The 24002-nt window shown below is 45.6% G+C and carries 19 protein-coding genes; 11 read left to right on the top strand and 8 right to left on the bottom strand.

Annotated elements, in window-relative coordinates; all coding sequences use genetic code 11:
- Positions 1 to 32: 32 nt before the first annotated feature.
- The 6 genes from F0231_RS04810 to F0231_RS04785 form a co-directional block, all read right to left on the bottom strand.
- Positions 33 to 707, bottom strand: coding sequence for a hypothetical protein (locus F0231_RS04810; RefSeq protein WP_171758583.1), 675 nt, complete (start codon positions 705 to 707; stop codon positions 33 to 35).
- Positions 708 to 757: 50 nt separating this feature from the next.
- Entirely contained in the window at positions 758 to 1216 is a 459-nt protein-coding gene (locus tag F0231_RS04805; protein ID WP_171758428.1) for a hypothetical protein, read from the bottom strand.
- Positions 1217 to 1454: 238 nt separating this feature from the next.
- Positions 1455 to 2384 (bottom strand): LysR family transcriptional regulator, encoded by a 930-nt coding sequence (locus F0231_RS04800; protein WP_171758582.1) that lies wholly within the window; start codon positions 2382 to 2384, stop codon positions 1455 to 1457.
- Positions 2385 to 2458: 74 nt separating this feature from the next.
- Complete coding sequence (locus F0231_RS04795; protein ID WP_171758581.1) at positions 2459 to 3202, bottom strand: copper homeostasis protein CutC; 744 nt, start codon at positions 3200 to 3202, stop codon at positions 2459 to 2461.
- 161 nt (positions 3203 to 3363) lie between these two features.
- Complete coding sequence (locus F0231_RS04790) at positions 3364 to 3657, bottom strand: YebG family protein (RefSeq protein ID WP_171758580.1); 294 nt, start codon at positions 3655 to 3657, stop codon at positions 3364 to 3366.
- A gap of 102 nt (positions 3658 to 3759) precedes the next feature.
- Complete coding sequence (locus F0231_RS04785; RefSeq protein ID WP_171758579.1) at positions 3760 to 4653, bottom strand: LysR family transcriptional regulator; 894 nt, start codon at positions 4651 to 4653, stop codon at positions 3760 to 3762.
- A 108-nt stretch (positions 4654 to 4761) separates the two neighbouring features.
- On the opposite strand from F0231_RS04785, the gene F0231_RS04780 reads away from it, so the two are divergent.
- The 4 genes from F0231_RS04780 to recD all read left to right on the top strand — a co-directional run bounded on the left by F0231_RS04780 (position 4762) and on the right by recD (position 15311).
- A complete protein-coding gene (locus F0231_RS04780) occupies positions 4762 to 5730 on the top strand; it encodes a TDT family transporter (protein WP_171758578.1) in 969 nt (322 codons plus the stop codon).
- A gap of 94 nt (positions 5731 to 5824) precedes the next feature.
- On the top strand, positions 5825 to 9286 hold the full coding sequence (recC, locus tag F0231_RS04775; protein ID WP_171758577.1) for an exodeoxyribonuclease V subunit gamma: 3462 nt from the start codon (positions 5825 to 5827) through the stop codon (positions 9284 to 9286).
- A gap of 296 nt (positions 9287 to 9582) precedes the next feature.
- Complete coding sequence (gene recB, locus F0231_RS04770) at positions 9583 to 13200, top strand: exodeoxyribonuclease V subunit beta (RefSeq protein ID WP_171758576.1); 3618 nt, start codon at positions 9583 to 9585, stop codon at positions 13198 to 13200.
- A gap of 2 nt (positions 13201 to 13202) precedes the next feature.
- Positions 13203 to 15311 carry an exodeoxyribonuclease V subunit alpha gene (gene recD / locus F0231_RS04765; protein ID WP_171758575.1) on the top strand — a complete coding sequence of 703 codons (2109 nt, stop codon included), beginning with the start codon at positions 13203 to 13205 and terminating at the stop codon, positions 15309 to 15311.
- Between the two features lie 30 nt (positions 15312 to 15341).
- Here recD and F0231_RS04760 read toward each other — a convergent pair whose 3' ends face one another.
- Together F0231_RS04760 and argA are read right to left on the bottom strand one after the other, a co-directional pair.
- Positions 15342 to 15518 (bottom strand): hypothetical protein, encoded by a 177-nt coding sequence (locus F0231_RS04760; protein ID WP_171758574.1) that lies wholly within the window; start codon positions 15516 to 15518, stop codon positions 15342 to 15344.
- Between the two features lie 214 nt (positions 15519 to 15732).
- A complete protein-coding gene (gene argA, locus F0231_RS04755; RefSeq protein ID WP_171758573.1) occupies positions 15733 to 17070 on the bottom strand; it encodes an amino-acid N-acetyltransferase in 1338 nt (445 codons plus the stop codon).
- 140 nt (positions 17071 to 17210) lie between these two features.
- On the opposite strand from argA, the gene F0231_RS20930 reads away from it, so the two are divergent.
- The 7 genes from F0231_RS20930 to ispG all read left to right on the top strand — a co-directional run bounded on the left by F0231_RS20930 (position 17211) and on the right by ispG (position 23961).
- A complete protein-coding gene (locus F0231_RS20930; RefSeq protein WP_253825724.1) occupies positions 17211 to 17699 on the top strand; it encodes a DUF2850 domain-containing protein in 489 nt (162 codons plus the stop codon).
- 70 nt (positions 17700 to 17769) lie between these two features.
- Positions 17770 to 18882 (top strand): murein transglycosylase A, encoded by a 1113-nt coding sequence (gene mltA, locus F0231_RS04745; protein WP_171758670.1) that lies wholly within the window; start codon positions 17770 to 17772, stop codon positions 18880 to 18882.
- A 77-nt stretch (positions 18883 to 18959) separates the two neighbouring features.
- Positions 18960 to 19769 carry a tRNA cyclic N6-threonylcarbamoyladenosine(37) synthase TcdA gene (gene tcdA, locus F0231_RS04740; protein ID WP_171758572.1) on the top strand — a complete coding sequence of 270 codons (810 nt, stop codon included), beginning with the start codon at positions 18960 to 18962 and terminating at the stop codon, positions 19767 to 19769.
- 22 nt (positions 19770 to 19791) lie between these two features.
- Positions 19792 to 20220, top strand: coding sequence for a cysteine desulfurase sulfur acceptor subunit CsdE (gene csdE, locus F0231_RS04735; protein WP_171758571.1), 429 nt, complete (start codon positions 19792 to 19794; stop codon positions 20218 to 20220).
- A 172-nt stretch (positions 20221 to 20392) separates the two neighbouring features.
- On the top strand, positions 20393 to 21520 hold the full coding sequence (locus tag F0231_RS04730; protein WP_171758570.1) for a bifunctional tRNA (adenosine(37)-C2)-methyltransferase TrmG/ribosomal RNA large subunit methyltransferase RlmN: 1128 nt from the start codon (positions 20393 to 20395) through the stop codon (positions 21518 to 21520).
- A gap of 327 nt (positions 21521 to 21847) precedes the next feature.
- A complete protein-coding gene (gene rodZ / locus F0231_RS04725) occupies positions 21848 to 22834 on the top strand; it encodes a cytoskeleton protein RodZ (RefSeq protein ID WP_171758569.1) in 987 nt (328 codons plus the stop codon).
- A gap of 8 nt (positions 22835 to 22842) precedes the next feature.
- Positions 22843 to 23961: a flavodoxin-dependent (E)-4-hydroxy-3-methylbut-2-enyl-diphosphate synthase gene (gene ispG, locus F0231_RS04720; RefSeq protein WP_171758568.1), complete on the top strand. Its 1119-nt coding sequence runs from the start codon at positions 22843 to 22845 to the stop codon at positions 23959 to 23961.
- The last annotated feature ends 41 nt before the right edge of the window (positions 23962 to 24002 follow it).

The raw sequence follows: 24002 nt of genomic DNA, 5'->3' as shown, positions 1-24002 counted from the left end.
GGTGCTCAGTTAAGTGCTTACTCGCCCGTTACTCATCTGAATGAGAACGTGCCGTTAATAGAGAAGGTGACATCTGAGTTTCTTTGGCCGTAATAGGTACCATTGGGATCAAAAACACTTACTTTTGTATAGGGATAAAAGTTGAACAGTGGATGCATTGAGCCAATAGATAGCTCCCATATATTTGCGTGACCTTGATTAAAGTCTTCCATATCGGATTGATCGATCGCTAAGTAATGTTCATATTTCCCAGTGAAATAGACATGCTGAAGGTAGTGAGAAGCACTTAAATAGATTGAGTACTTGTCTACATCATCCACCGTTATCCATGTGAAGCCATTACGCACATGTTCAGCTGTGATGCCGATTTTTGCTGCGCTTTTAGTAAAATAGTGAGTGGCGGAGAGATCTACTTGGTGACTAGATGTTTTAACGCCATCAATCCCGACTTCGTGCATCAACCAATCGTCGTATAAGCCGTATTCGTAATAAGCTCCTAATTTCCATTGTGGGTTTATGTCATAGTAGTAGCCGACACCAACGCCCAACCAATCATCCGTATCAGCGCCAACGAACAAGTAAGCCTCATCAAAAAGTGGTGCGTATATACCAAACTCTAAGAAGTCCTTTTCAATAGATACAGTGATATTTGCCATAGCAGAGTGGCTTATAAGCCCCGCTAAGCAAGCTATTGAAAGTTTTTTCATTGTTTCACTTTGATAGAGAGCCCTTAGAACTCTAAGGGCTCAATTAAGGGTTAACCGTTTAGGCGAGAGCGAACTGCGTCACGTACTTTATTACGGTCGATGCTATTGATAGAAGGACTGACTTCTGGATCTGTACTGATTCCCCAGTCGTTATCTACATCTGCTGGCGGTTTCGGTGGAATCGGGTCACAGTTTGCACCGTCATCAGGTGAGCCACATGCGCCCCCCCAAGTTGGTGGTAAGCGGTCAGGAGTGTCATCTGGTGTGATCCCAAAGTCAGGATCAACAGGTTCTAAGCCCCAATCAGGAGTTGTATCAACACCAAAGTCTGGATCGACTTCTGGTTGTGGGCGATCTGGTGTGTTATCTACTGGCGGCTGCACTGGTGGTGGTACAACACCCCATTCAGGATCGATGTCACGATCGTTAACATCAGTACCACCTGAAGAAGAACAGCCAGCCAAAGCAAATGAACCAGCAACGATAAGTGCGATAAGTGATTTTTTCATAATTCACTACCTAAAAGTCTGTTGAGTATTAACCGCGCTCTGAGCGCAATGTGTAAATAAATAAACTCACGTCCTTGTTGGGTAGGAAAAGCAGAGTCACAAAGATATAGAAAGAGAAGTGTTCACTACGCTTATCCCTTCGCCAGTAATTCCTCTACTGGTTAAGAAATTTCGTCAGTGATAATGGGGTAAGGATGTTGATTTGGCTAATCCGTAAAATTTATTAAGCTAATAAGTATTACTTATTAGTAATTTGCTCTTCGAGTACAGCTAGAATTTGCTGATAAACCCAATGAATCAATGGGTTATGACGATATTTATTGTGGTAATAGCTGTAAATTTGGTGATGGTAAGGTTGCCCCTGAATCAGTACATCAATCGCTTTTAGATTCGGAAAGTTTTGAACTGGGAATAAGTTTGAATGGGGGAGGAAAAAATCGGTGTGTTGAATGACGTCGACGACAGCCATGACAAACTCGGAACGAAAACCGATGTTCGGGTTTGCCCCTTCCTGCTTCATAATTTCTGCAGCATAGGCAAAGTTATCATTCCATCCCGGAGTAATAACGGAAGCAATCGGGTAGGGCTCCATATCAAACGCCGTGGCGGTTTTCTTTTTCAAAGGGTGATCTTTACGCACGATCAACTGACCACGGAGTTCGACTAATTTCTTTGCGGATACATTTTGTGGAGTACTGAGATCTAAGTTCACACCAAAAAGTACATCACCTTTTTGAATATCAGTGAACGTGTCTTTCGACCAGCCCACTAACTCAATCATGCAGTTTGGTGCGTGTTCTCTGAAACGTGGAAACAAGGTACCTGAAAGGCATGTCAGTACGATTGGCGCGACCGCAATTTTGATTGAACCCGTAAGCTCTTTTGGATCAAAGCTCTCATTTTGATTTAAAGCTCCAGCAAGCCCATCGAGGTGAGGGGCAATCGCTTGTGCTAGTTGCTCGGCAAAAGAGGTGGCTTCTAGGCCTTTGGGTACTTTGACAAATAACTCATCATCAAAGTGGTGGCGAAGTTTCTGCAAAGATTGGCTAATCGCAGGCTGGGAAACGAATAACCTCTGAGAAGCTTTACGCATATTCAGCTCTTGAGACAACACTAGAAAGGTTCTCAACAGATTTAAGTCTAAGCTGTAAAACAGATCCTTTGCCATACTCCATCCTTGATAAGAGGTTTATACCTATTGAACAGAGGAATGTAATCCTCTAAACCGCCACCTTTTTACCATTAACTGAGGACGTTGACGACTTTTTCTATCGCGGCCTTGTTAGTAATTGGAACGATGAAATCATCAAGATTCTCATTGCCCATTTTTGCCTTATCACTGATGGTGTTCATGCCGCTAGCTCGAGTCGTCTTTCCAGATAGATGAACCTCACGAACGCCAGTATGGTTGATTATGGTACTCACATTATCTGAGGTAAGTCCTGCCCCAGCCATAACGGAAATACGTCCATTAGCCTGTTCAACCATCTGTGAAAGTACTTCTTTACCGTCAATAACATTCGCAGCAAGGCCTGAGGTTAGAATGCGCTCCGCACCGAGACTGATGACTGCTTCTAGCGCTTGTTGCCAGTTTGAAGACTGATCAATCGCACGGTGGAAAGTGAACCCAAGACCATGCAGCTTTGCGCGCTCAGCCAATTGAGTGGCCAACGGCAAATCTACATCTCCATTTGCAGTCAGTACGCCAAATACGACACCTTGAAGACCTGCCTCAGCAGCGGCTTCAATATCTAGCAGCATGGCGTCGACATCATCTTGATCATAAAGAAAATCCCCTTGTCTTGGACGAATCATTGCGTAGACAGGAATAGAGGAGATCTGAGCGGCTTTTTTCATAAAACCAAAGCTAGGAGTAAGCCCGCCTAGAGCGAGAGAAGAGCAGAGTTCGATCCGAGTTGCACCGCCGCTAATCGCATTGTGTAGGGATTCTAGATTGTCGATACAAACTTCAATATGGTACTTCATTGGCATACGCTCATCTTGGTTATGATGAGCTATTCTAGCAGCTGAAGAAAAAGATATTAGGGTAAAGATAGGTCGCTTCGTTTTCCCTAAATAGGGAGTGCATAAAGCAAAAAACCTCAACACAGAGGTTGAGGTTTTGGATTTTAGCCGGCTTGGAGATATTACGCTGCGTCGTCTTGCGCGTCTTCAACCGCTTCAATCTTTTTCGCTTTCTTTGGTGCTGGCTTGCGTTTAGCACCTAGAGCGTAAAGCACTTCTTCTTTATTTTGTGCTAGGAACATAGCCAAGTCTTCTTTCTTGCCTTCATCTTCTAGCAGTTCACTTTTACCTAGTAGCTCAAAAAGCTCATCAGCCATATCGAGCATTTTGTCATATGCGTCAGCTTCCGCTTTAGAGGTAAAAGTCATTTTCTCTTCTCCGTTGCGTTCGACCACGTACTTGACGATTACAGCCATGGTTGTTCCTCTAACTCAAATTATCAAAAATATTCACTGGCTGTTTATACAGTTTTTAACCAGTTAAGTCTAGGTGAGAGCTTGGTTCTGGGATCTAAGTGACTACTCTTTACGCCATTGATGGCAGTATTCTATAAAGGCTTTAAGCAGTGGGCTTTGGTATTTCTCTTTATGAACCAGCAGCCAAAAGCGCCTTTTCATATCGAGCGGCAGGGTTAACTCTACCACTCGGCCATCCTTGATTGCAGGCTCTGCAGCAAGTCTCGATAAGCAGCCTAATCCAAGCCCTGCAGAAACGCTATTAATCAGTGCTTCTGTGGTGTTTAACTGAAATGACTCATGCCACTCTTCAATCCTAGGGGCAATGGCTCGTAAGAAGAACTCTCTTGAACCTGATCCCGGCTCACGCAGAATCCAGTAACTGCCTTCGAAATCACCCAGTGTGATTCTTGCTTGTTCGGCCAGCTCGGAACTCGGCGCGCAGATCACACACATTTCATCTTCACTAAACTGCGTTGAAGTCAGCTGAGGGTGGAGTGTTTTTCCTTCAATCAATGCAAGATCAAGCTCATAGTCGACGAGTTTCTGACAGATGAGCGCAGAGTTAGATATAAACAGGCTTTGCGAGACATGCTGAGTTTCGCGGCGGAAGTCTCGGAGTAAATAGGGGGCGACTTGATTGCCGATGGTATCACTGGCCCCAATCCTCAATTGACCAGAAAGAGTCTGGTCGTTATCAAACAGTTGCTCAATGTCTTGCGATCGCTCAATGATCTCATCCGCCAAAGGGAGTAATTTCTGCCCCTCTTGATTGAGGATAAGACGATTGTTCACTCGATCAAACAGCGAATGGCCAATCTGCTTCTCTAGTTCTGAGAGTGCCATACTGACGGCGGCTTTGGACAAGAACAGGGCATCTGAGGCGGCAGTGAGCGTGTCGTGCTGAGTAATAGCAATAAACACTTTGAGCTGTTTGAGAGAGATATTCGTGGCCATAAAGAATGTTAAGAATAGTTGAACGACTGTTCTAAATAATTAGATATTACCGAACGTTTAGCAAGCGTAAACTGGCTCTGTCGTTAAGAGAGTGTGAGGCAAGGCAACATGATTAAAGCAGCAAAAGCAAAAGTAATGGGAGCGCCGACTCCAATGGCTGGCTTAGCGCTAGGGATTGCCAGTTTGGGTTGGTGTTGGGAAAACGCCGCGCCTTTCTATGGCGTCGCGCAATGGAGCGGGGCTGCTATCGCCAGTGTGTTACTGGTGATCCTTGCGGTGAAGTTTCTGTTCCATAATCATTTACTGCGCCAAGATTTAGCGCACCCAGTCGTTGGAAGTGTGGTCCCAACTTTCGCAATGGGGACTATGGTTGTCTCGAATTCACTCGGGCACTTTTTTCCGTTAGCGGGCGATGCCTTGTGGTTAGTCGCCGTCGCTCTACATATCATCTTTTTGGCTAGCTTTGTTTACCATCGCTCTCAGTCATTTGAGCTTCATCATATGGTGCCAAGTTGGTTTGTCCCACCTGTAGGCATAGTGGTTGCCGATGTCTCTTTTTCTGGCAACCCAGCACTTGATGTGGTCGCTCACGGTGCTTTGATCTTTGGCATGGTGGCGTATGCGGTGATGTTGCCGATGATGATTTATCGCTTTATGTTCACCCATGAAGTTCCTGATGTAGCAAAACCTACTATGGCGATAATGGCAGCACCAGCCAGTCTGTCGTTAGCGGGCTACTTAACAGTGACTGCTGACCCTTCACCAGTGATTGTCGGCGTGCTTTTTGGCATTGCAATACTGATGACCGCGATAATCTATTTGGCTTTCTTTAAGTTATTGAGACTGCCGTTTAGTCCGGGCTATGCAGCGTTTACCTTCCCTATGGTGATTGGCTCAACAGCGCTATTTAAATTGGCTGCTTGGATGGAAAATATTGGGGTAGAGGATCACTACGTTGCTCAAGTGCATTGGCTTGCTGGCGTGGAACTGATTATTGCGACTTTGGTTGTGGGTTATGTCGCGTTGCGTTATTTCCACTTCTATCAGCCTCATCGTGGCATTGTGAGTAATGCGTAACCTTTTAGGCTTTTTCTAAGCGTATATTTATCTAGAAAATCGTGCACTTATGCTAATCTCAACCCAATTGTGGCGAGAATAGTGTGAGTGCATTTTGTTTACTGTCTACCATTCCAACCAAGTGGACGTGTTAAAGTCCTTACTTGTCGAGCTGGTTCGGCTCAACCCATTAGAAAACCCATTTGAGAAAGAGCAAATTCTGGTCCAAAGCCCAGGCATGTCTCAGTGGTTAAAAATGGAGCTCGCCAAGGAATTTGGTGTAGCGGCAAACATCGACTTTCCACTTCCTGCGACCTTCATTTGGAATATGTTTACGGAAGTCCTTCCCGACGTGCCAAAGCGCAGTGCATTCAATAAAGAGTCGATGACTTGGAAGTTAATGCACATTTTGCCAAACATGCTCACCCAACCTGAGTTTGAGCCTCTGCAGCGCTACTTAGAGCAAGACGAAGATGATTCAAAGCTCTACCAGTTGTCGGAAAAAATCGCTGATATCTTCGATGGCTATTTGGTGTATCGCCCTGAGTGGATTGCGAGTTGGGAAGCAGGGCTACCTGTTGCCGAATTGGAAGATGAGCACCCTTGGCAGCCTGTTCTATGGCAGGCGCTGTATGATCACACGCTTGCTCTAGGCCAGTCGCCTTATCATCGTGCCAATCTGTATGAGCACTTTATTGATATGCTCGATAACTTTTCTGGCAATTTCGAACATCTACCTAAACGTCTCTTTGTATTTGGTATTACCTCATTGCCGCCACGCTATATGGATGCTCTTAAAGCGATAGGTGAACATATTGATGTCCACTTGATGTTCACCAACCCTTGTCGATACTACTGGGGTGAAGTGCGTGACAGAAAGTTTCTCGCTCGCTTGGCGGCTAAACATCGTAAGCACGTTGTGTGGCAGCAAGATCATTCTGAGCAGCAAGGTGAGAGTGAGCAACTAAAAGGTTCGATTGAAGATAATCTGATTGATGAGCTTCACACCGATGCCGTAGGTAACAGTCTACTGGCGTCGATGGGCAAACTAGGTCGAGATAACATGTACTTGCTGTCTCAGCTTGAGTCTCATGAAATTGAAGCTTTTGTTGACGTTGAGCGTGACTCACTGCTCCATCAATTGCAGGCCGATATTCTTAACCTAGAAGAGCACCAAGATGATGAGCAGTTAGAGAGTAGCGCTCATAAACAGGTGATGCAGCTGGGAGACAATTCACTCACTCTGCACGCTTGTCACAGCCCGATGCGTGAAGTGGAAGTGTTACATGACCAACTGCTCGCCATGTTTGATGCTGATCCAAGCCTCAAGCCGCGTGACATTATTGTCATGGTGGCAGATATCAATGCCTACAGCCCAGCGATTCAAGCGGTGTTTGGTAATGCGCCTGGTGAGCGTTTTATCCCTTACTCGATTTCTGACCGAACGGCCGATCAAGAAAGCCCGATTTTAAATGCCTTTATGCAGCTCGTCAGCTTACCTAATACTCGCTGCCTTGCCACTGAGTTACTTGAACTGCTCGAGACGCCTGCGATCTTGGCGAGATTTGAGCTCACTGAAGACGAATTTCTTCTTGCCAAGCAGTGGGTCGAAGAGTCCGGCATTCGCTGGGGTTTAAACTCGTCGACAGGGCAAGAGTTTGATCTGCCTGAAACGATGCAAAATACTTGGCAGTTTGGCATTGAGCGGATGCTATTGGGCTACGCTATGCCAGAATCTGCAGGGCTGTTTGAGTCCACTTCTGGCACCCTAGCACCTTACAACGAAGTGCAAGGCTTAGGATCAGAACTGGCTGGTAAGTTAGCGCACTTTATTGAAACTATTAGCGATTATCGTTTTAAGTTGCAGCAAACTCAGTCGATCGACAGTTGGCGTGAAGTGCTGACTCTGTTACTTGATGATTTCTTTAGCGTTGAGCTTGAAGGCGAGGCGGCGCTCAAATCCATTCGAGACACCTTATCAAACCTCAAAGAGCAGTTAGTCGATGCTGCGTTTGAGCAAGAGCTAGCGCCATCCATTCTTACGCAGTATCTACAAAACAAATTGTCTGGCACCCGAGTCAGTCAACGCTTTTTAGCAGGCCAAGTGAACTTTTGTACCTTGATGCCAATGCGTTCTATCCCGTTCAGAGCGGTATGCCTTCTCGGGATGAATGATGGCGTTTATCCGCGTTCTGTCCCGCCTGAAGGTTTCGATTTAATGAACGGACGCACTAAACCGGGTGACCGTTCTCGTCGAGATGATGACCGCTACCTATTTTTGGAAGCGATTCTCTCAGCGCAGCAAACGCTCTATATCAGTTATGTTGGCCGATCGATTCAAGACAACACTGAACGCGTCCCTTCAGTGTTGGTGTCTGAGTTGATGGAATATTGCCATCAAAATTACTGCTTGGAGGGGGACGATCCTTTAGCCAGCGATGAGTCTGGCGAAAGGTTGTTAGCCGAGCTAGTTAACCATCATTCAATGGTGCCATTTAGTGCCAACGCTTTTACTGGTGAAAAGCCAAGTTACGCGAAAGAGTGGTTGCCTGCTGCGAACCGACAAGGGCAAGTTAGCGGCGAGTTTAATCAACGTTTGGCTGACTATTTGTTGGATGCAACCTATCCGCTGGACCTAGATTTGGTTGAGTTGCAACGATTCTGGCGCCTACCTGTGCAGTACTTCTTTAATCGCCGTTTAAAAGTGATGTTTGAGCCGCCACTGCCTGTAATGGAGGATGATGAACCCTTTATTCTTAATGGCCTCGAAAGCTATCAGATGCGAGATGGATTGCTCGATAACCTACTCAAGCATCAACTCACCGCAGCGCCTAGTGAGACGAAGTCGATTATTAAAGCATTTGTGGATGAGCAACGCGCGAAGGGTAAGCTCCCCGTTGGTGCCTTTGGTGATATTGAGTTTGAAACCAACCGCGTTCAGGCGGAAGAGCTAGTGGAGAAACTAACATTCCTATGTGGCTCGGCGGGTGACGATCTTGAAGTGAAACTAACGTTAGATGTGTTGGGGGAAAGTAAAAATGTTCATTTGACAGGTTGGTTAACTCAAAATTATCAATCTGGGCTTGTTCGCTATCGCAGCGGGAAAATTCGTTCTCAAGATTACTTATCGGCTTGGATTGATCACCTTGCAATGTCAGCGATGGGGCACAGTAAGCGCACTCATATGATCGGTTATGACCGAAAAGAGGGCGTCGTACATTTGGTCTACCCGCCAATCGACGATGCGCAGTCTGCCAAATCACTTTTATCAGAGCTTGTTCGTTTGTTTTATCAGGGGATGACCGAGCCACTGGTTTACTTTCCAAGAACGTCATTAGCCTGTGTGGAAGCAGGGTTTAACCGTGGAAATTGGGTAGATGATGAAGAAAAATCGTTGAAGAAGATGGCGGATACATTCAACGACAGCTTTATGGCTGCAGGAGAAGGGGGCAACGCCTATATTTCTCGTATCTGGCCGAGCTGGAATGACGAGCTCGCAGCGCAACTACGCACTATGACTGCATTGGTGTTACAAGCACCGCGCTTAGCGGCAAAGCAGAGTGATGATATTGAATAGTCGAAGGAAAGTAGGTGGCCGCCAGTAAATCATTATAGTGTAGGGCGTTCGCTGTACGGCCACAGGTCAGAGGGACCATGATTCGTTTGGTTTCTTGCATAACTATTGCGACTAGAGTGCAATAGCTGCTCAACACATGGCGCGAATACTAACGGCTAGAGCGAATCTGTGCCGTGAGTGAGATCGCATAAAATCCTACATTTTTTGGGATTTTTTCGTGTAACAACCGTTTTTAAGTCTGGATCACACTTATATCTTTTAGGATCCCTAAGTTTCAGCACAAAAGGCAGAATTTTATGATATCAACGTCAATGGTGACTCCACTCAATACCATGACTTTTCCTTTGCATGGCGCAAGGTTAATTGAAGCGTCAGCAGGTACAGGTAAAACATTTACCATTGCAGGTTTGTACCTTCGATTGCTTTTGGGTCATGGTAGTCCAGAAACCAAACACCAAGTCCCGTTGACGGTTGATCAGATCTTGGTTGTAACCTTTACAGAAGCTGCAACGGCAGAACTGCGCGATCGAATTCGTGCTCGTATTCATGATGCGCGTTTGGCGTTTGCTCGTGGTAAAAGCGCTGACCCAGTTATCGCACCTCTACTTGAAGACGTTGTCGATCATAAGCAGGCAGCCGAAGTGTTGTTGCAGGCAGAAAGACAGATGGATGAAGCAGCGGTTTACACCATTCATGGTTTCTGCCAACGAATGCTAACGCAAAATGCATTTGAATCAGGCAGCCGTTTTAACAATGAATTTGTCACCGATGAAAGCCATCTAAAAGCACAAATTGTTGCCGACTATTGGCGACGCAATTTCTATCCTCTGCCGTTAGAGTTAGCAGGTGAGGTGCGACGAATTTGGAGCTCGCCAGCGGCATTGCTTGGTGATGTTACGAACTATTTAACGGGTGCGCCACTTACCTTGTCTGTAGCGGCAATGAGTGGCTCGCTTGCCGATCTTCATCAGCAAAATCTAGCTAAAATTGATGAACTCAAAGCGTTGTGGCGTGAGCATCAAGATGATTTTTTCGCTTTGATCAGTGAATCGGACGTTAACAAGCGCAGCTACACTAAAAAATCGCTACCGACTTGGCTGGAAGCCGTAAACGCATGGGCAGCACTTGAAACAACAGGATACGAATACCCTGATAAGTTAGAGAAATTTGCTCAAAACGTATTGCTTGAGAAAACCCCGAAAGGCAGCGCACCTCAGCATGATGTGTTTGTTGCTATTGAGTCGTTTCTCGCTTCACCAATCAGTTTAAAGGCACCGATATTGGCTCATGCGATTGAGCATTGTCGCGAGATGTTGGCGAAAGCGAAACAGCAAAAACAGTGGCTCTCGTTTGATGACCTGTTAACCAACCTATCTGCAGCGATAGACAGTGATGATACTGAACTGTTAGCAGAGCGAATTCGTACGCTTTACCCTGTTGCGATGATCGATGAATTCCAAGATACCGACCCTCTTCAATACAGTATTTTTAGTCGAATCTATCTAAACAACCCAGAGTGCGGCCTGTTTATGATCGGTGATCCTAAACAGGCGATTTATGGCTTCCGTGGTGCCGATATCTTTACCTACATCAAAGCGCGTAATCAGGTCTCTTCGCACTTCACTCTTGGTACCAACTGGCGCTCAAGTGCTGATATGGTTGCCGCAGTCAATCAAGTGTTTGAATTGCCGACAAGCCCATTTATCTATGATCAAGACATTCCATTCTTACCCGTCAGCCATAGTCCTAATGCCGAAAAACGCATTTGGACTATGGGTGGTCAAAAGCAACCTGCATTGACCTACTGGCTGCAAGAGGCCGATGAAAAACCACTACCGAAAGGTGAATACCTCAAGGCGATGTCTAAAGCGACGGCGGATCAAATCCAACGTATTTTGACCTCCGCGCAAGATAACCAAGCCTTCTTTGAAGATGGAAAAGGCCAGCATTCGATACAGGCTGGTGATATTGCGGTTTTGGTTCGGACTGGTACAGAAGGACGCATGGTCAAAGAAGCATTGGCGAAACAAGGTATTGCCAGTGTTTACCTGTCAAACCGAGACAGTGTGTTTGTCTCGACCATTGCTCAAGACCTTCAGCGTCTTCTCCAAGCGGTATTAACACCTGAAAACGACCGAGCGCTTCGTGCAAGCTTGGCCTCTGAAATGTTTGCCCTTGATGCCGGAACACTCGACAAGCTTAATAATGATGAGAATGAGTGGGAAAGTGCCATCAACGAGTTTAAAGAGTACCGCAAGCTTTGGACTCAGCGTGGTGTGTTACCCATGCTGCGCAGTGTGATGAGCAAACGTCATATCGCAGAAAGGTTGCTTGAGGAAGAGGGCGGAGAACGTGCACTGACCGATCTTATGCACATCGGTGAGCTGCTTCAACAAGCAAGCCAAGAGCTAGACAGTGATCATGGTCTATTGCGCTGGCTAGCCCAAGCGATCAGTGATGCAGAAAATGGACTCGGCGGCAGTGAGGATCAGATTCAACGTTTAGAGTCTGAACGTAACCTTGTTCAAATCGTCACGATCCACAAATCTAAAGGTTTGGAATATGACCTCGTCTTTCTGCCTTTTGTTTTGAGCTATCGAGAAGCGAGCGAAGCTAAATATTACGATGCGACTCAAGATCGCACCATTCTTGATATTACCGCTCAAGACGCCTCTCTTGCTCAAGCTGATAAAGAGCGTTTGGCGGAAGACTTACGCTTGATTTATGTTGCGCTGACACGTGCGGTCTATGGCTGTTTCATTGGTGCAGCGCCATTACGAAATGGGCGTTCCACCAAAGAGCCAACCGGCGTTCATCACAGTGCAATGGGCTACTTGCTTCAAGATGGTCAAGAAGGTGGCATTAGCGATTTGACTGCGGCAATCCAAAAGCATTGCGATGGATTAAACAGCGTCTCTTTGCAAGATTTACCGCCGGAGTGTGAAACGGCTTTTGTGCAAACAGAGCAGCAACCTCAAACTTTAACAGCCAAAGAGCTTGCCAATGAGATTGACCGTAACTGGCGAATAACCAGTTATTCTGGGTTGATTAAACAAGGCTCACATCACAGTGATGACGCCTTTACTGATTTGATGCACCTCGATATTGATTCTTCCGATGAGCAAGATGACGACGAACAAATCGAGCCAGAGCAATCTATCTTCACTTTCCCACGAGGGGCTCGTCCAGGTACGTTTTTGCACACCTTGTTTGAAGAGGTTGAGTTTACCGAGCCTGCAAACAGTGAAGAAAACACCCAAGTGATCATGAGTTTGCTTGAAAGCGAACAGCTTGACCCGAGTTGGTTACCGGTTTTACAACAGCTGATTGATACCGTGCTTGCGACACCGCTTGATGGTAAACAGCTTGTCCTTAACCAAAAAGGGCCAAGTCAGAGATTAGTGGAAATGGAGTTCTTATTGCCGATAGAAGTATTGGCAGCGCCTGCTCTTAACCGTGTTATTCAGCGTCATGATACTTTGTCAGCCAAAGCGGGCGATCTTGGTTTCCATACGGTGCAAGGGATGCTGAAAGGCTTTATTGACTTGGTGTTTGAGCATCAAGGCAAGTATTACGTTCTCGACTGGAAATCAAACCATCTCGGTGATGATGTGGGTTACTATCATGGCCAGGCATTAAATGGAGCAATGGCCGATCACAGGTACGATCTTCAATATCAAATCTATGCCTTAGCGCTGCACCGTTTTCTACGCAGTCGTATTGCTAATTACGACTACGAACAGCATTTTGGAGGTGTGTACTACCTCTTCTTACGCGGCATGGATGGAGAGAGCGACCATGGTATTTTCTCGGCAAAACCGACGCTCGAATTTCTTGATGATATGGATAAGCTTATTGATGGCCAGCCTATCGATGTTAAACAAAACAGTGCTGGTCAGATGGAGTTACTGTAACCATGTCGAATCTACTTAATACACTGAAACAGCTCGCTCCCAAAGGCAACATTCGCCAACTCGATTATCAGTTTGCTCGATTCATCGAAGGTCAATCTCAAGATGATGAACTGGCCTTTATCGCGGGCATTGTCAGTAGCGAGCTAGGTAAAGGGCACATTTGTCTGCCTCTGTTTGATGAACAAGGACAGCCAGTCGACTTGGCCTCAAAACTGGGTTTGTTTGGGGAATCTGCACTTGAACTGAATCAATCGTGTGTATCTGTCGATTGGGTAAGCAAGCTCAATCAAGCGAAACTGGTCGGCTTGGCAGGTGAGGCACTACCACTGATTTTCGACGGTAAACGCCTCTACTTGCACCGTTATTGGCATTATGAAGTCGCGTTGTCACAGCGTTTAAATAGCTTTGGGTCACCCATGATCCTAAAGCCTGATGATGTCGTTAAGTTGTCGCAATTACTCGACCATCTGTTTGCGCGAAACTACCGCTACCTGTTTGATTCTTTGAATAAAGCTAACGATAGCAAAGAGCTGAGTCCTGTTGTTCGCCAGCGACTAGTGTGTGACTTTTTAGATGTGGTAGCCGAAGAGACACTCGATTGGCCTACCATAGACCAAAAGCTATTGGCGGCGAAAACGGTAGAGCAGCTCAAGGTACTTGATGAGTTGGTTCCTCTCTCTGCTTGCGTTAACTGGCAGAAGGTTGCGGCGGCAGTTGCCTTGACCAGAAAGTTTGCCGTTATCTCAGGTGGTCCTGGTACGGGCAAAACCACCACCGTAACCAAGTTGTTGGCTGCGTTGATTGAACAAGCACAAACCAATGGTGATGAACCGACCATCAAGCTGGTGGCACCAACAGGTAAAGCCGCTGCACGTCTGACTGAGTCAATTGGTAAAGCGGTAGCACAGCTGCCTGTTTCCCAAGAATTAAAAACGGCGATCCCGACGGATGCGAGTACACTGCACCGTCTATTGGGCGCTATCCCGAATAGTGCTGAGTTCAGACATAACGGTAGTAACCCTCTGCACCTTGATATCTTGGTGGTGGATGAAGCGTCAATGGTCGATTTGCCTATGATGTACAAATTGATTGATGCATTGCCAAAACACGCTCAACTTATCTTACTGGGTGATAAAGACCAGCTTGCGTCGGTTGAAGCGGGGGCAGTATTAGGCGATATCTGCTCGTTTAATCAATTTGGTTTCAGTCATGCGCAAGCAACCCAAGTCGCTAAACTGACAGGCTTTGACACATTAGCGCACACCGCTAACTCACAGCCGAGTATTGCCGATAGCCTATGCATGTTGAAAAAGAGCTATCGATTCGACGCACGCTCTGGTATCGGCCAACTCTCTCAAGCCGTTAACAGTGGTTCTGCTCAAAAGGTGGACTGGGTGTGGCAGAAAGAGTTCTCAGATATTAGTAAGTTCCCAATTGATAGCCAGCACTACAGTCAACTTATTCAAACCTTAGTCGAGGAGTACAGCCACTACTTGAAGCGTATCGAGCGCACTGAGCTGAACCCAAACAGCGGTGAACCAGAAACGACCTCTGAGCGAGCAAAGGCGGTTCTGGATCAGTTTGCACGTTGTCGCCTTCTGTGTGCCATTCGCGAAGGTGACTTTGGTGTGAAAGGTCTTAACCAGCGAATTGAACGTGCTCTATCGGCAAGAAAGTATATTCGGACTCAAGATGAGCTTTGGTATCACGGTAGGCCTGTGATGGTCACACGTAACGATCATGCTCTTGGTTTATATAATGGCGATATTGGTATCTGTATTCGTGACACCTCTGAAGATGAACCAAGGTTGAAGGTCTACTTTGAGCTGCCTGACGGGAGTGTAAAATCGGTATTGCCAAGTCGAGTTCCAGAACATGAAACGGCTTATGCGATGACGATTCACAAATCGCAGGGGAGTGAATTTGAACATACGCTGATGATCTTACCCCCAGACTTCACGCCAATACTGACTCGTGAATTGATTTACACTGGCATCACGCGTGCGAAAAAGCGACTGAGTCTGTTTGCTGATGAGAGAGTAATGAAACGAGGAATCAAAGTGAGAACGGAGAGAGCGAGTGGGTTGATTGAACGATTGCAGCAATTATAGATAACCATCCCTGGCTACCTGATAATACGATTAAAGTGCTTTAGAGAAAGAGATACTGCGAATGCGGTATTTCTCTTGGTAGTTCAAGATGAACGCCCTTAAGCCTTCTGTTACTGGGAATACACAATGAACATCAAGATTTTCTAGTAGTTCATTGTCAGCCATATCCCAGAAACTCTGTACAGAGTTACAGATAATTTTTTTCATCGATCGTTTGCTCTTAGTGACGTTATTAGTAACCTCAAGCAATCCTTGCGCTTTAATCTACCTCAGTAGGAGATTAAGTGGAGAATGAATCCAATCGGCTCCGTGATGCTATTGCACCAAGGAGCCGAAATTTTAACCAAACTAAAATATGAAATAAAGGGAATAATTGAGCAAAAAGTCGCAACCTTGTGTCACCATTGCGACACCTTCCAATTTAAAGCTTTAGAGTCAATATCTTAGACTTTCGCTGATAGTTATATAAATTTTGTTTTTGTGACGGTAAAAAGTCGATATCCATCTCTTGGAAGCCTTGTTCACGGAACCAATGCAGGCTGTGGGTGGTTAAGACGAAGATGTGCTCTATTCCTTGTGCTTTGGATTGCAGTCTCATGTGATTAAGCAACAACAGGCCACGATTACCATCTCGATACTCTGGATGAATCGCCACACACGCCATCTCCGCCATTCTTTCATCTTGATAGGGATAGAGGGCTGCACAGCCGATGATTAATCCGTCTTTTTCAATGATGGTGAATTGGTGTAATTCTTGCTCTAGTTGTTCCCGCGAACGGCGAACCAAAATACCTTGTTCTTCCAGAGGGTGAATCAGATCCAGTATGCCGCCAATATCATCAATATCAGCCACTCGAACTTGCTCAGCACTCGCTTTAACGATTTGAGTTCCGATACCGTCGAGAGAGAATAGTTCTTGGATCAATGCGCCATCGACTTTGTAACTAATAAGGTGGCTTCTTGGTACACCAGAACGACAGGCTGCGGTTGCTGCACGTAAGAATCGAAGTGTTCCCGTTGAGGAGTCATGTTCCTCTAAGCTTTCGACTTCCATGCGAGACAAAAGTTTTTCTGCTTCTTTAGGAAAGAGTTCAGCAACCACGTTGCCTTGTTCATCAATAATGCCTTGTTCAGAACAAAAGCCGATCAGCTTGTCTGCTTTAAGTTTGATGGCAACCTGAGTCGCGACCTCCTCAGACAAAAGATTGAAAGACTCTCCCGTTACTGAACTTGCGATAGGACCAAGTAGTACAATCGACCCTTGGTCTAACATGCGGTTGATGCCATCTACATCAATTCGTCTAATGCGACCGCTGTGACAGTAATCGACACCATCATCGACCCCAAGTGGCTGGGAGGTGATGAAGTTTCCGCTGACGACGTTCAGCTGAGTTCCCGCCATTGGGGTGTTGCTCAAACTCATCGAAAGTTGCGCGGTAATGGTCAATTGGAGTTGCCCAGCAGCCTGCATAACATAATTAAGTGATTGCTCATCAGTGACGCGAATACCTTTGTGGTATGGAGTGCTGTGCTTATTTTGTTCGAAAAGATGATTAATCTGTGGGCGCGCTCCATGAACGAGAACAATTTTAACGCCCAAGCTATGTAACAGAGCTAGATCACTGATAATATTTGAGAAGTTTCCATCAGCAACAACTTCACCACCAAGCATAATAACCATCGTCTTGTCGCGGTGAGCGTTAACATAGGGAGCGGACTGTCTAAATCCTTTTACGAGAGCAGTACTTCTAATTTTCACAAACTGACCAATTAATGAATTTATATACATTAATACTGCAATTTTATTCCCTTTTCAGCAAGTGGTTTTATCAAATAACTGCATAAATAGAATGGTATGTTGTTAATTTTGAGTTTTAATGAGATAGTGAAACTTCCTCATTGATAAAACTATACGTATGGCTATTCGCTAATTGGCTGTTTATAGCGCACAATTATAAAGGTGGCATTATCAAATCGGCATTGGTAAACAATAACGTGAGCGTAAACGACGGAAAAAGTAAAAAGTGGGTCGAAAGGTCAATTCTGATCGGCGCGGTTATTGTCGGTATTGCCGCCGTAATGTTAAGTAGTCAGCTCTATCAGTATTACTTAGCAGCGACTTATCCCAAATCTAATGTGTATGGTACTTGGGTTGAGCAAAATGTCGCAGGGTATGCCGCGAGTGAATTTGTGCTTGGGCCATCTGGAGTGTCGATTAACGGTGGTATTGTTGATACGCAATATGAGTGGGATGGAACACACTTAGAATTTCGTGTCGGTGATGAGGTACGTCGTTTTAGAACCCTAAACGAAACCTTCACAGAGATGCGTCAAGTCTCTGAACCACATTATCAACCTGTCTTTCGTGTCAGAAAAAGTCAAAAATAACATTCATTAACCTCTGTTTGATTGCGAATTAGAATCAAGTTTGTCATGCTCGATGCATCGCTTGAAAGGGATCAAACCAGTGTTCAAAAAATATCTTCCTATTGCAGCCGCGACTCTTCTTTTCGGCTGTGCTCAACCTACTGACCGTGCTCAGCAATATACGGATCAAGAATTTAATACTATTTTAAATAAATCGCCGTCGGTGGAATCTGATAAACCGAGAGATTTTACGGAGTTTCATCGCCAAGCTGAGCAAGTCGTGGCGAACTCACCTTCAATGGCAAAAATCTATCAGCCTCTTTATGAAAAACTGAATGAGTGGGTGTTACAAAGTGGTGAGCCTTTGGATCTGGCTAACTTTGGTATCCAAGCCGCTCAACTAGGGGGCGGGGACAAGCAAGGTAATGTGTTATTTACGGGCTATTTCTCTCCAGTGATGGAACTGCGTCACGAGCCAAACGAAACCTACAAATACCCAGTCTACTCCAAGCCTAATTGTGAAAGTGACTGCCCAACGCGAGCGCAAATCTATGATGGTGCATTAGAAGGGAAAGGGTTAGAGCTTGGTTACGCTGCAAATATGATTGATCCATTCTTGATGGAAGTTCAGGGCAGTGGTTTTGTCCATTTCGAAGATGACGACACGCTTGAGTATTTTGCTTACGGCGGTAAGAACAACAAAGCGTATGTCAGTATTGGCCGTGTATTAATTGAGCGCGACTTAGTGCCGCGTGAAAAAATGTCAATGAAAGCCATCAAAGAGTGGGTACTTGAGAACGACGAAGAAACGGTGAAGGAACTGCTAGAACAGAACCCTTCGTTTGTCTTTTTTGAGCCAAGAGCCGATGCGCCAGTGACAGGCTCTGCGGGTATTCCGCTGCTACCGATGGCGTCTGTTGCTGGAGATCGTTCAATCTTCCCGATGGGTACGCCTATTTTGGCAGAGGTTCCGTTATTAAATCCTGACGGTACTTGGAGTGGGGCGCATCAACTTCGTTTGTTGATTGTGCTTGATACTGGTGGTGCGGTGAAACAGAACCACCTAGACCTCTATCATGGAATGGGCCCAAGAGCAGGAACTGAAGCCGGTCATTACAAACACTTTGGCCGCGTGTGGAAGCTTGGCCTTGATGGTAGTGCAACCCAAGCACCTTGGGCGCAGCCGCCAGAGAAGCTACAATAGCGCTTCACATCTAGACTTTTTAATAAAGAGTGCGTATAAATCGCACTCTTTGTTTTTGGACCCAGCGGAAAAACACTATGCGCGAACTCGACACTCCAGCTTCTGATAATTACAACCAACGATTTGGTGGTACACGTCGTCTTTATGGTAACAATGAAGTCGAAGTTCTGCGTGCTGCCCACGTATGTGTCATTGGTATTGGTGGCGTAGGTTCTTGGGCTGTTGAAGCATTAGCTCGAACGGGTGTCGGTGAATTGACTCTGATTGATATGGATGACGTGTGTGTGACTAACATCAACCGTCAAATCCATGCAATGTCGGGTACCGTTGGTCAAAGCAAAATTGAAGTCATGGCGGAGCGCGTCAAACTGATTAACCCAGAGTGTAAAGTGAATCTGATTGATGATTTCATTACGCCGGACAATCAACACGAATACTTAACCAAAGAGTATGACTACGTACTTGATGCGATTGATAGTGTTCGTGCTAAAGCTTCCCTGCTAGCGTACTGCCGCAGCAATAAGATTAAAGTGATTACTACGGGGGGGGCTGGTGGTCAGATAGACCCGACACAAATTAAAGTCGCGGACTTGACGAAAACTATCCAAGATCCTCTTGCGAAAAAGATTAAAGATACACTGCGTCGTCATCACAACTTCCCGACTAACCCTGCACGTAAGTTTGGTATTGATTGTGTCTTCTCAACTGAGCAACTGAAATACCCACAGCCAGATGGCTCAGTGTGTGGCGTGAAATCAACGGCTGAAGGCCCTAAGCGTATGGACTGTGCGAGTGGTTTTGGCGCAGCGACGGTAGTGACGGCGACATTTGGTTTTGTTGCAGTATCAAGAATTGTTGAAAAGCTACTTCAGAAATACGCAAAGTAGGTTGATAGGTTTGGAGAATCTTATGTCACCGTATCCACAATCCCCGTTTGGGCAAGAGATTACCCTTGATGACATCATTACCACAATGGCTGGATTTAAAGGTTGGGAAGAGCGTTACCGTCAGGTCATTCAATGGGGTAAAAAGCTGCCTAAAATGCCTGAAGAGTTGAAGTCCGAACAAGTGACAGTTGCTGGCTGTGAAAGTCTCGTCTGGCTTGTGAGTGAACAAGTTGGCGATAAATGGTACTTTTGCGCCGATTCGGATGCTCGTATTGTACGAGGCCTGATCGCCTTGGTAATGACCGCGTTTGATGGCAAAACATCTGCTGAGATTAAAGCTTTTGATGTTGATGAATACTTTGAAAGTCTTGGCTTAATCGCCCATTTGAGCCCATCACGAGGCAATGGTCTAAAAGCGATTGTAGAGCAGATAAAGCATATCGCTCATTAACAAAATTCTTAAAGCAGCCCACCAATTTGGTGGGCTCTTTATTTCTGTATAATTTTTAATCACAGTTATATTAACGCCTTAGTAAATACATGGCTTTACAGTGCTTGTTGTCACTGCGTAAAGGCTGTACAATTCGCGCCCTTAATTACTGTTCCGTCTTTTGAGAGGCTATATGACCACTGAAAAAATCAATCTACTCGACTTTGATCGTCAAGGTATGCGTAAGTTTTTTGCTGAGGAACTCGGTGAAAAGGCATTCCGTGCAGATCAGGTAATGAAGTGGATCTACCATTTCGGTGTCGATAACTTCGACAACATGACCAACATTAATAAAAAGTTACGTGAAAAGCTGCTGCATCGTTGTGAAATCAAAGCACCAACGGTTGCTGAAGCACAACATTCATCAGACGGCACTATCAAGTGGGCAATGAAAGTTGGCGACCAAGACGTTGAAACGGTTTATATCCCAGAGGATGACCGTGCAACACTGTGTGTATCGTCACAAGTAGGTTGTGCACTAGAGTGTAAATTCTGTTCAACAGCGCAGCAGGGCTTTAACCGTAACCTAAAAGTATCTGAAATCATCGGTCAGGTGTGGCGTGCTGCACGTGAAGTTGGTCTTGAGAAAGAGACTGGCCGTCGTCCAATTACTAACATCGTAATGATGGGTATGGGTGAGCCACTTCTGAACATGAAAAACCTGATCCCTGCGTTAGAGCTAATGCTAGATGATTTGGCTTTTGGTCTATCTAAACGCCGCGTTACGGTATCGACGTCAGGTGTCGTATCTGGTTTAGATCAAATGACAGGTAAGATTGACGTAGCATTGGCAATCTCACTTCACGCGCCAAACGACAAGCTGCGCAGTGAAATCATGCCGATCAACGACCGCTGGGACATTGAAGACTTCCTTGCTTCTGTTCGCCGTTACATTGAGTCGTCAAACGCAAACCGCGGTAAAGTGACAGTAGAGTACGTATTATTAGACCATGTTAATGATGATATGGACCACGCACGCGAGCTTGCAGAGCTATTAAAAGATACGCCTTGTAAAATTAACCTGATCCCGTTCAACCCTTACCCAGGTTCTCCGTACAAGAAACCAAGTAATTCTCGCATCGACCGTTTCCAGAAAACCTTGATGCAATACGAACATACCGTAACAGTACGTAAGACTCGTGGTGATGATATTGACGCGGCTTGTGGTCAGTTAGTTGGTGACGTAATAGACCGAACAAAACGTACAGCTTTAAATCGCGCCGCGAAAGGTGAAGCGATTGAAGTGAAGGCGATTTCATAAAAAAGACGTCAAATATCGATAGCCAGGGCTTTGCTCTGGCTTTTTTGTTACATCTAGTAGCGATCTCTTTGTCAAAATAACGAAAAACCTTGAGCTGCTTGTAAAATATGCACTTTCTCTATGTTGTTTCGCTCAAGATATCTATTAGAATTAAGGGTTAACGCTTTAGAGGAATTCCCTCTGTCTATTTAGTGAAGCGTTAGTACTTTTCTATGAGGTAATGTGACCTCCAAATAATTCAGAGCTTTGTAGTTTTGTGTTCAACTAAAAATTAATAACGAAGACGCAAACAGACGAGACTCTACGACCAAGAGAATAATTGGCATTATGACAGCTGAACAACAGACACCAGAGTACAGCGAAAGCGAAAAAACGGGCGTAGAAGCGGGCACTCTATTAAAAAACAGACGCGAAGAGCTTGGCCTGACTCAAAAACAGGTGGCAGACCGACTTCGTCTTCGTGTTTCTATTATCGAAAACATTGATAACAATGACTTTTCATCCGATCAAGTTGCAACATTCACGCGTGGTTACTTGCGATCTTATGCGCGCGCTGTTGGCCTAGAAGAGTCGGTGGTACTTTGTGCACTTGATGGCTGTGAAGATACGACACCCGAAGAGCAAGAGATGCGTAGCTTCTCTCGTCAAACAAACCGAGAGAAACATGACAGCCGTATTATGACGCTAACATGGGGTATCTTTGCGATCATTATTGGTATCTCTTCAGTTTGGTGGTGGCAGAATCAAGAGACCACTATGGTTGATCTTACTAGCCAAACCGAGCAAGAGCTTGAAATTGAGCAAGCTGCCCAGCAAGAGCCATCACTCGACTTTACAACCTTAGCTGAAGAAGATAGCAGTGAGATTGCCTCGTCAGAACCTGCGACTGAAGAAGTGCTGCCAGCAGAGGCAGTAACTGAAGTCACGCTTGAAAGCCCTGTTGTTGAAGAGGCAGTAAGCACAGAAACAACGCCGGTTGTTGAGTCAGAGCCAAAAACTGAAGAAGCTCCAGTGGCAGAGGTTGCAGTGGAAGAAAAGGCTTCGACAGCAGCGGCAGAACCTGCAGCAGAAGCGACCCCAAACTTACTCTCAATGTCATTTACTGACGACTGTTGGATTCAAGTGAAAGATTCAACAGGCAAAACGCTATCAACTGGCGTTAAAAAAGCGGGCCAAAGCCTAGAACTGTCTGGTAACTTGCCATATAGCGTCATTTTAGGCGCACCTGAAAACGTCTCAATGACATTAGCAAGTGAACCTGTCGACCTTTCTGGGTATACTTCAGGCAAAGTAGCAAGATTTAACTTACCTTAGAAATTACTATGCAATACGAATCCCCGATCAAACGTCGCCCATCGACTCGTATCTACGTGGGCGATGTGCCTATTGGTGATGGCGCACCTATCGCTGTGCAGTCAATGACGAACACCAGAACAACAGACGTTGAGGCGACTGTTGCTCAAATTCAAGCTCTGGAAAATGTCGGTGCAGACATTGTACGTGTCTCTGTACCGACAATGGATGCGGCTGAAGCATTCAAACAGATCAAGCAGCAAGTGAAGATCCCTCTCGTGGCAGATATTCACTTCGACTACCGTATTGCGCTTAAAGTTGCGGAGTACGGCGTAGACTGTTTACGAATCAACCCGGGGAATATCGGTAATGAAAGCCGTATTCGCTCAGTGGTTGATTGTGCACGTGATAAAAACATTCCAATTCGAATTGGTGTAAACGGTGGTTCTCTGGAGAAAGACATCCAGATGAAATATGGCGAGCCAACACCGGAAGCGCTGATTGAATCGGCAATGCGTCACGTTGATATCCTAGACCGTCTCAACTTTGATCAGTTCAAAGTGAGTGTTAAAGCGTCTGACGTCTTCCTTGCGGTGGATTCATACCGTCTATTAGCGAAGAAAATCGACCAGCCACTTCACTTAGGTATTACCGAAGCGGGCGGTGCTCGTGCAGGAGCGGTTAAGTCATCGGTTGGCTTGGGTATGCTTCTCGCAGAAGGTATTGGTGATACGCTGCGTATTTCTCTTGCGGCTGATCCGGTAGAAGAGATCAAAGTCGGTTTTGATATCCTTAAATCATTAAGAATCCGCTCGCGAGGCATTAACTTTATTGCCTGCCCAAGCTGTTCTCGCCAAGAGTTTGATGTGATTAACACGGTTAACGCATTGGAAGAGCGCTTGGAAGATGTCTTAACACCAATGGATGTGTCTATTATTGGTTGTGTTGTGAATGGCCCAGGTGAAGCAGAAGTGTCACATCTTGGTCTTGCCGGAAGTGCACGTAAGAGTGCTTTCTATGAAGATGGTAAGCGTCAGAAAGAGCGATTCGACAACAATGATCTTGTAGACAAACTTGAAGCGAAAATTCGTGCTAAAGCGTCGATCTTGAATCAAGAAAACCGCATCGATATTAAACAACAAGATTAATTTCATCGCTGATAAAGAATGATTATCAGCGATGAACTAAA

The sequence above is a fragment of the Vibrio sp. RE86 genome (assembly GCF_013114545.1).
Taxonomy (GTDB): domain Bacteria; phylum Pseudomonadota; class Gammaproteobacteria; order Enterobacterales; family Vibrionaceae; genus Vibrio.
Note: the sequence above shows the minus strand (reverse complement) of the source record. Positions and strands in the feature narration are given on the sequence as shown.

Excerpts from the sequence above, each read along its gene's own strand:
- recB (WP_171758576.1), top strand. The coding sequence starts at position 9,583 with ATGATATCAACGTCAATGGTGACTCCACTCAATACCATGACTTTTCCT.
- F0231_RS04805 (WP_171758428.1), bottom strand. The coding sequence starts at position 1,216 with ATGAAAAAATCACTTATCGCACTTATCGTTGCTGGTTCATTTGCTTTG.
- F0231_RS04810 (WP_171758583.1), bottom strand. The coding sequence starts at position 707 with ATGAAAAAACTTTCAATAGCTTGCTTAGCGGGGCTTATAAGCCACTCT.
- F0231_RS04780 (WP_171758578.1), top strand. The coding sequence starts at position 4,762 with ATGATTAAAGCAGCAAAAGCAAAAGTAATGGGAGCGCCGACTCCAATG.
- tcdA (WP_171758572.1), top strand. The coding sequence starts at position 18,960 with ATGCGCGAACTCGACACTCCAGCTTCTGATAATTACAACCAACGATTT.
- recD (WP_171758575.1), top strand. The coding sequence starts at position 13,203 with ATGTCGAATCTACTTAATACACTGAAACAGCTCGCTCCCAAAGGCAAC.
- F0231_RS04785 (WP_171758579.1), bottom strand. The coding sequence starts at position 4,653 with ATGGCCACGAATATCTCTCTCAAACAGCTCAAAGTGTTTATTGCTATT.
- F0231_RS04800 (WP_171758582.1), bottom strand. The coding sequence starts at position 2,384 with ATGGCAAAGGATCTGTTTTACAGCTTAGACTTAAATCTGTTGAGAACC.
- F0231_RS04730 (WP_171758570.1), top strand. The coding sequence starts at position 20,393 with ATGACCACTGAAAAAATCAATCTACTCGACTTTGATCGTCAAGGTATG.
- csdE (WP_171758571.1), top strand. The coding sequence starts at position 19,792 with ATGTCACCGTATCCACAATCCCCGTTTGGGCAAGAGATTACCCTTGAT.
- rodZ (WP_171758569.1), top strand. The coding sequence starts at position 21,848 with ATGACAGCTGAACAACAGACACCAGAGTACAGCGAAAGCGAAAAAACG.
- F0231_RS04795 (WP_171758581.1), bottom strand. The coding sequence starts at position 3,202 with ATGAAGTACCATATTGAAGTTTGTATCGACAATCTAGAATCCCTACAC.
- F0231_RS04760 (WP_171758574.1), bottom strand. The coding sequence starts at position 15,518 with ATGAAAAAAATTATCTGTAACTCTGTACAGAGTTTCTGGGATATGGCT.
- ispG (WP_171758568.1), top strand. The coding sequence starts at position 22,843 with ATGCAATACGAATCCCCGATCAAACGTCGCCCATCGACTCGTATCTAC.
- F0231_RS04790 (WP_171758580.1), bottom strand. The coding sequence starts at position 3,657 with ATGGCTGTAATCGTCAAGTACGTGGTCGAACGCAACGGAGAAGAGAAA.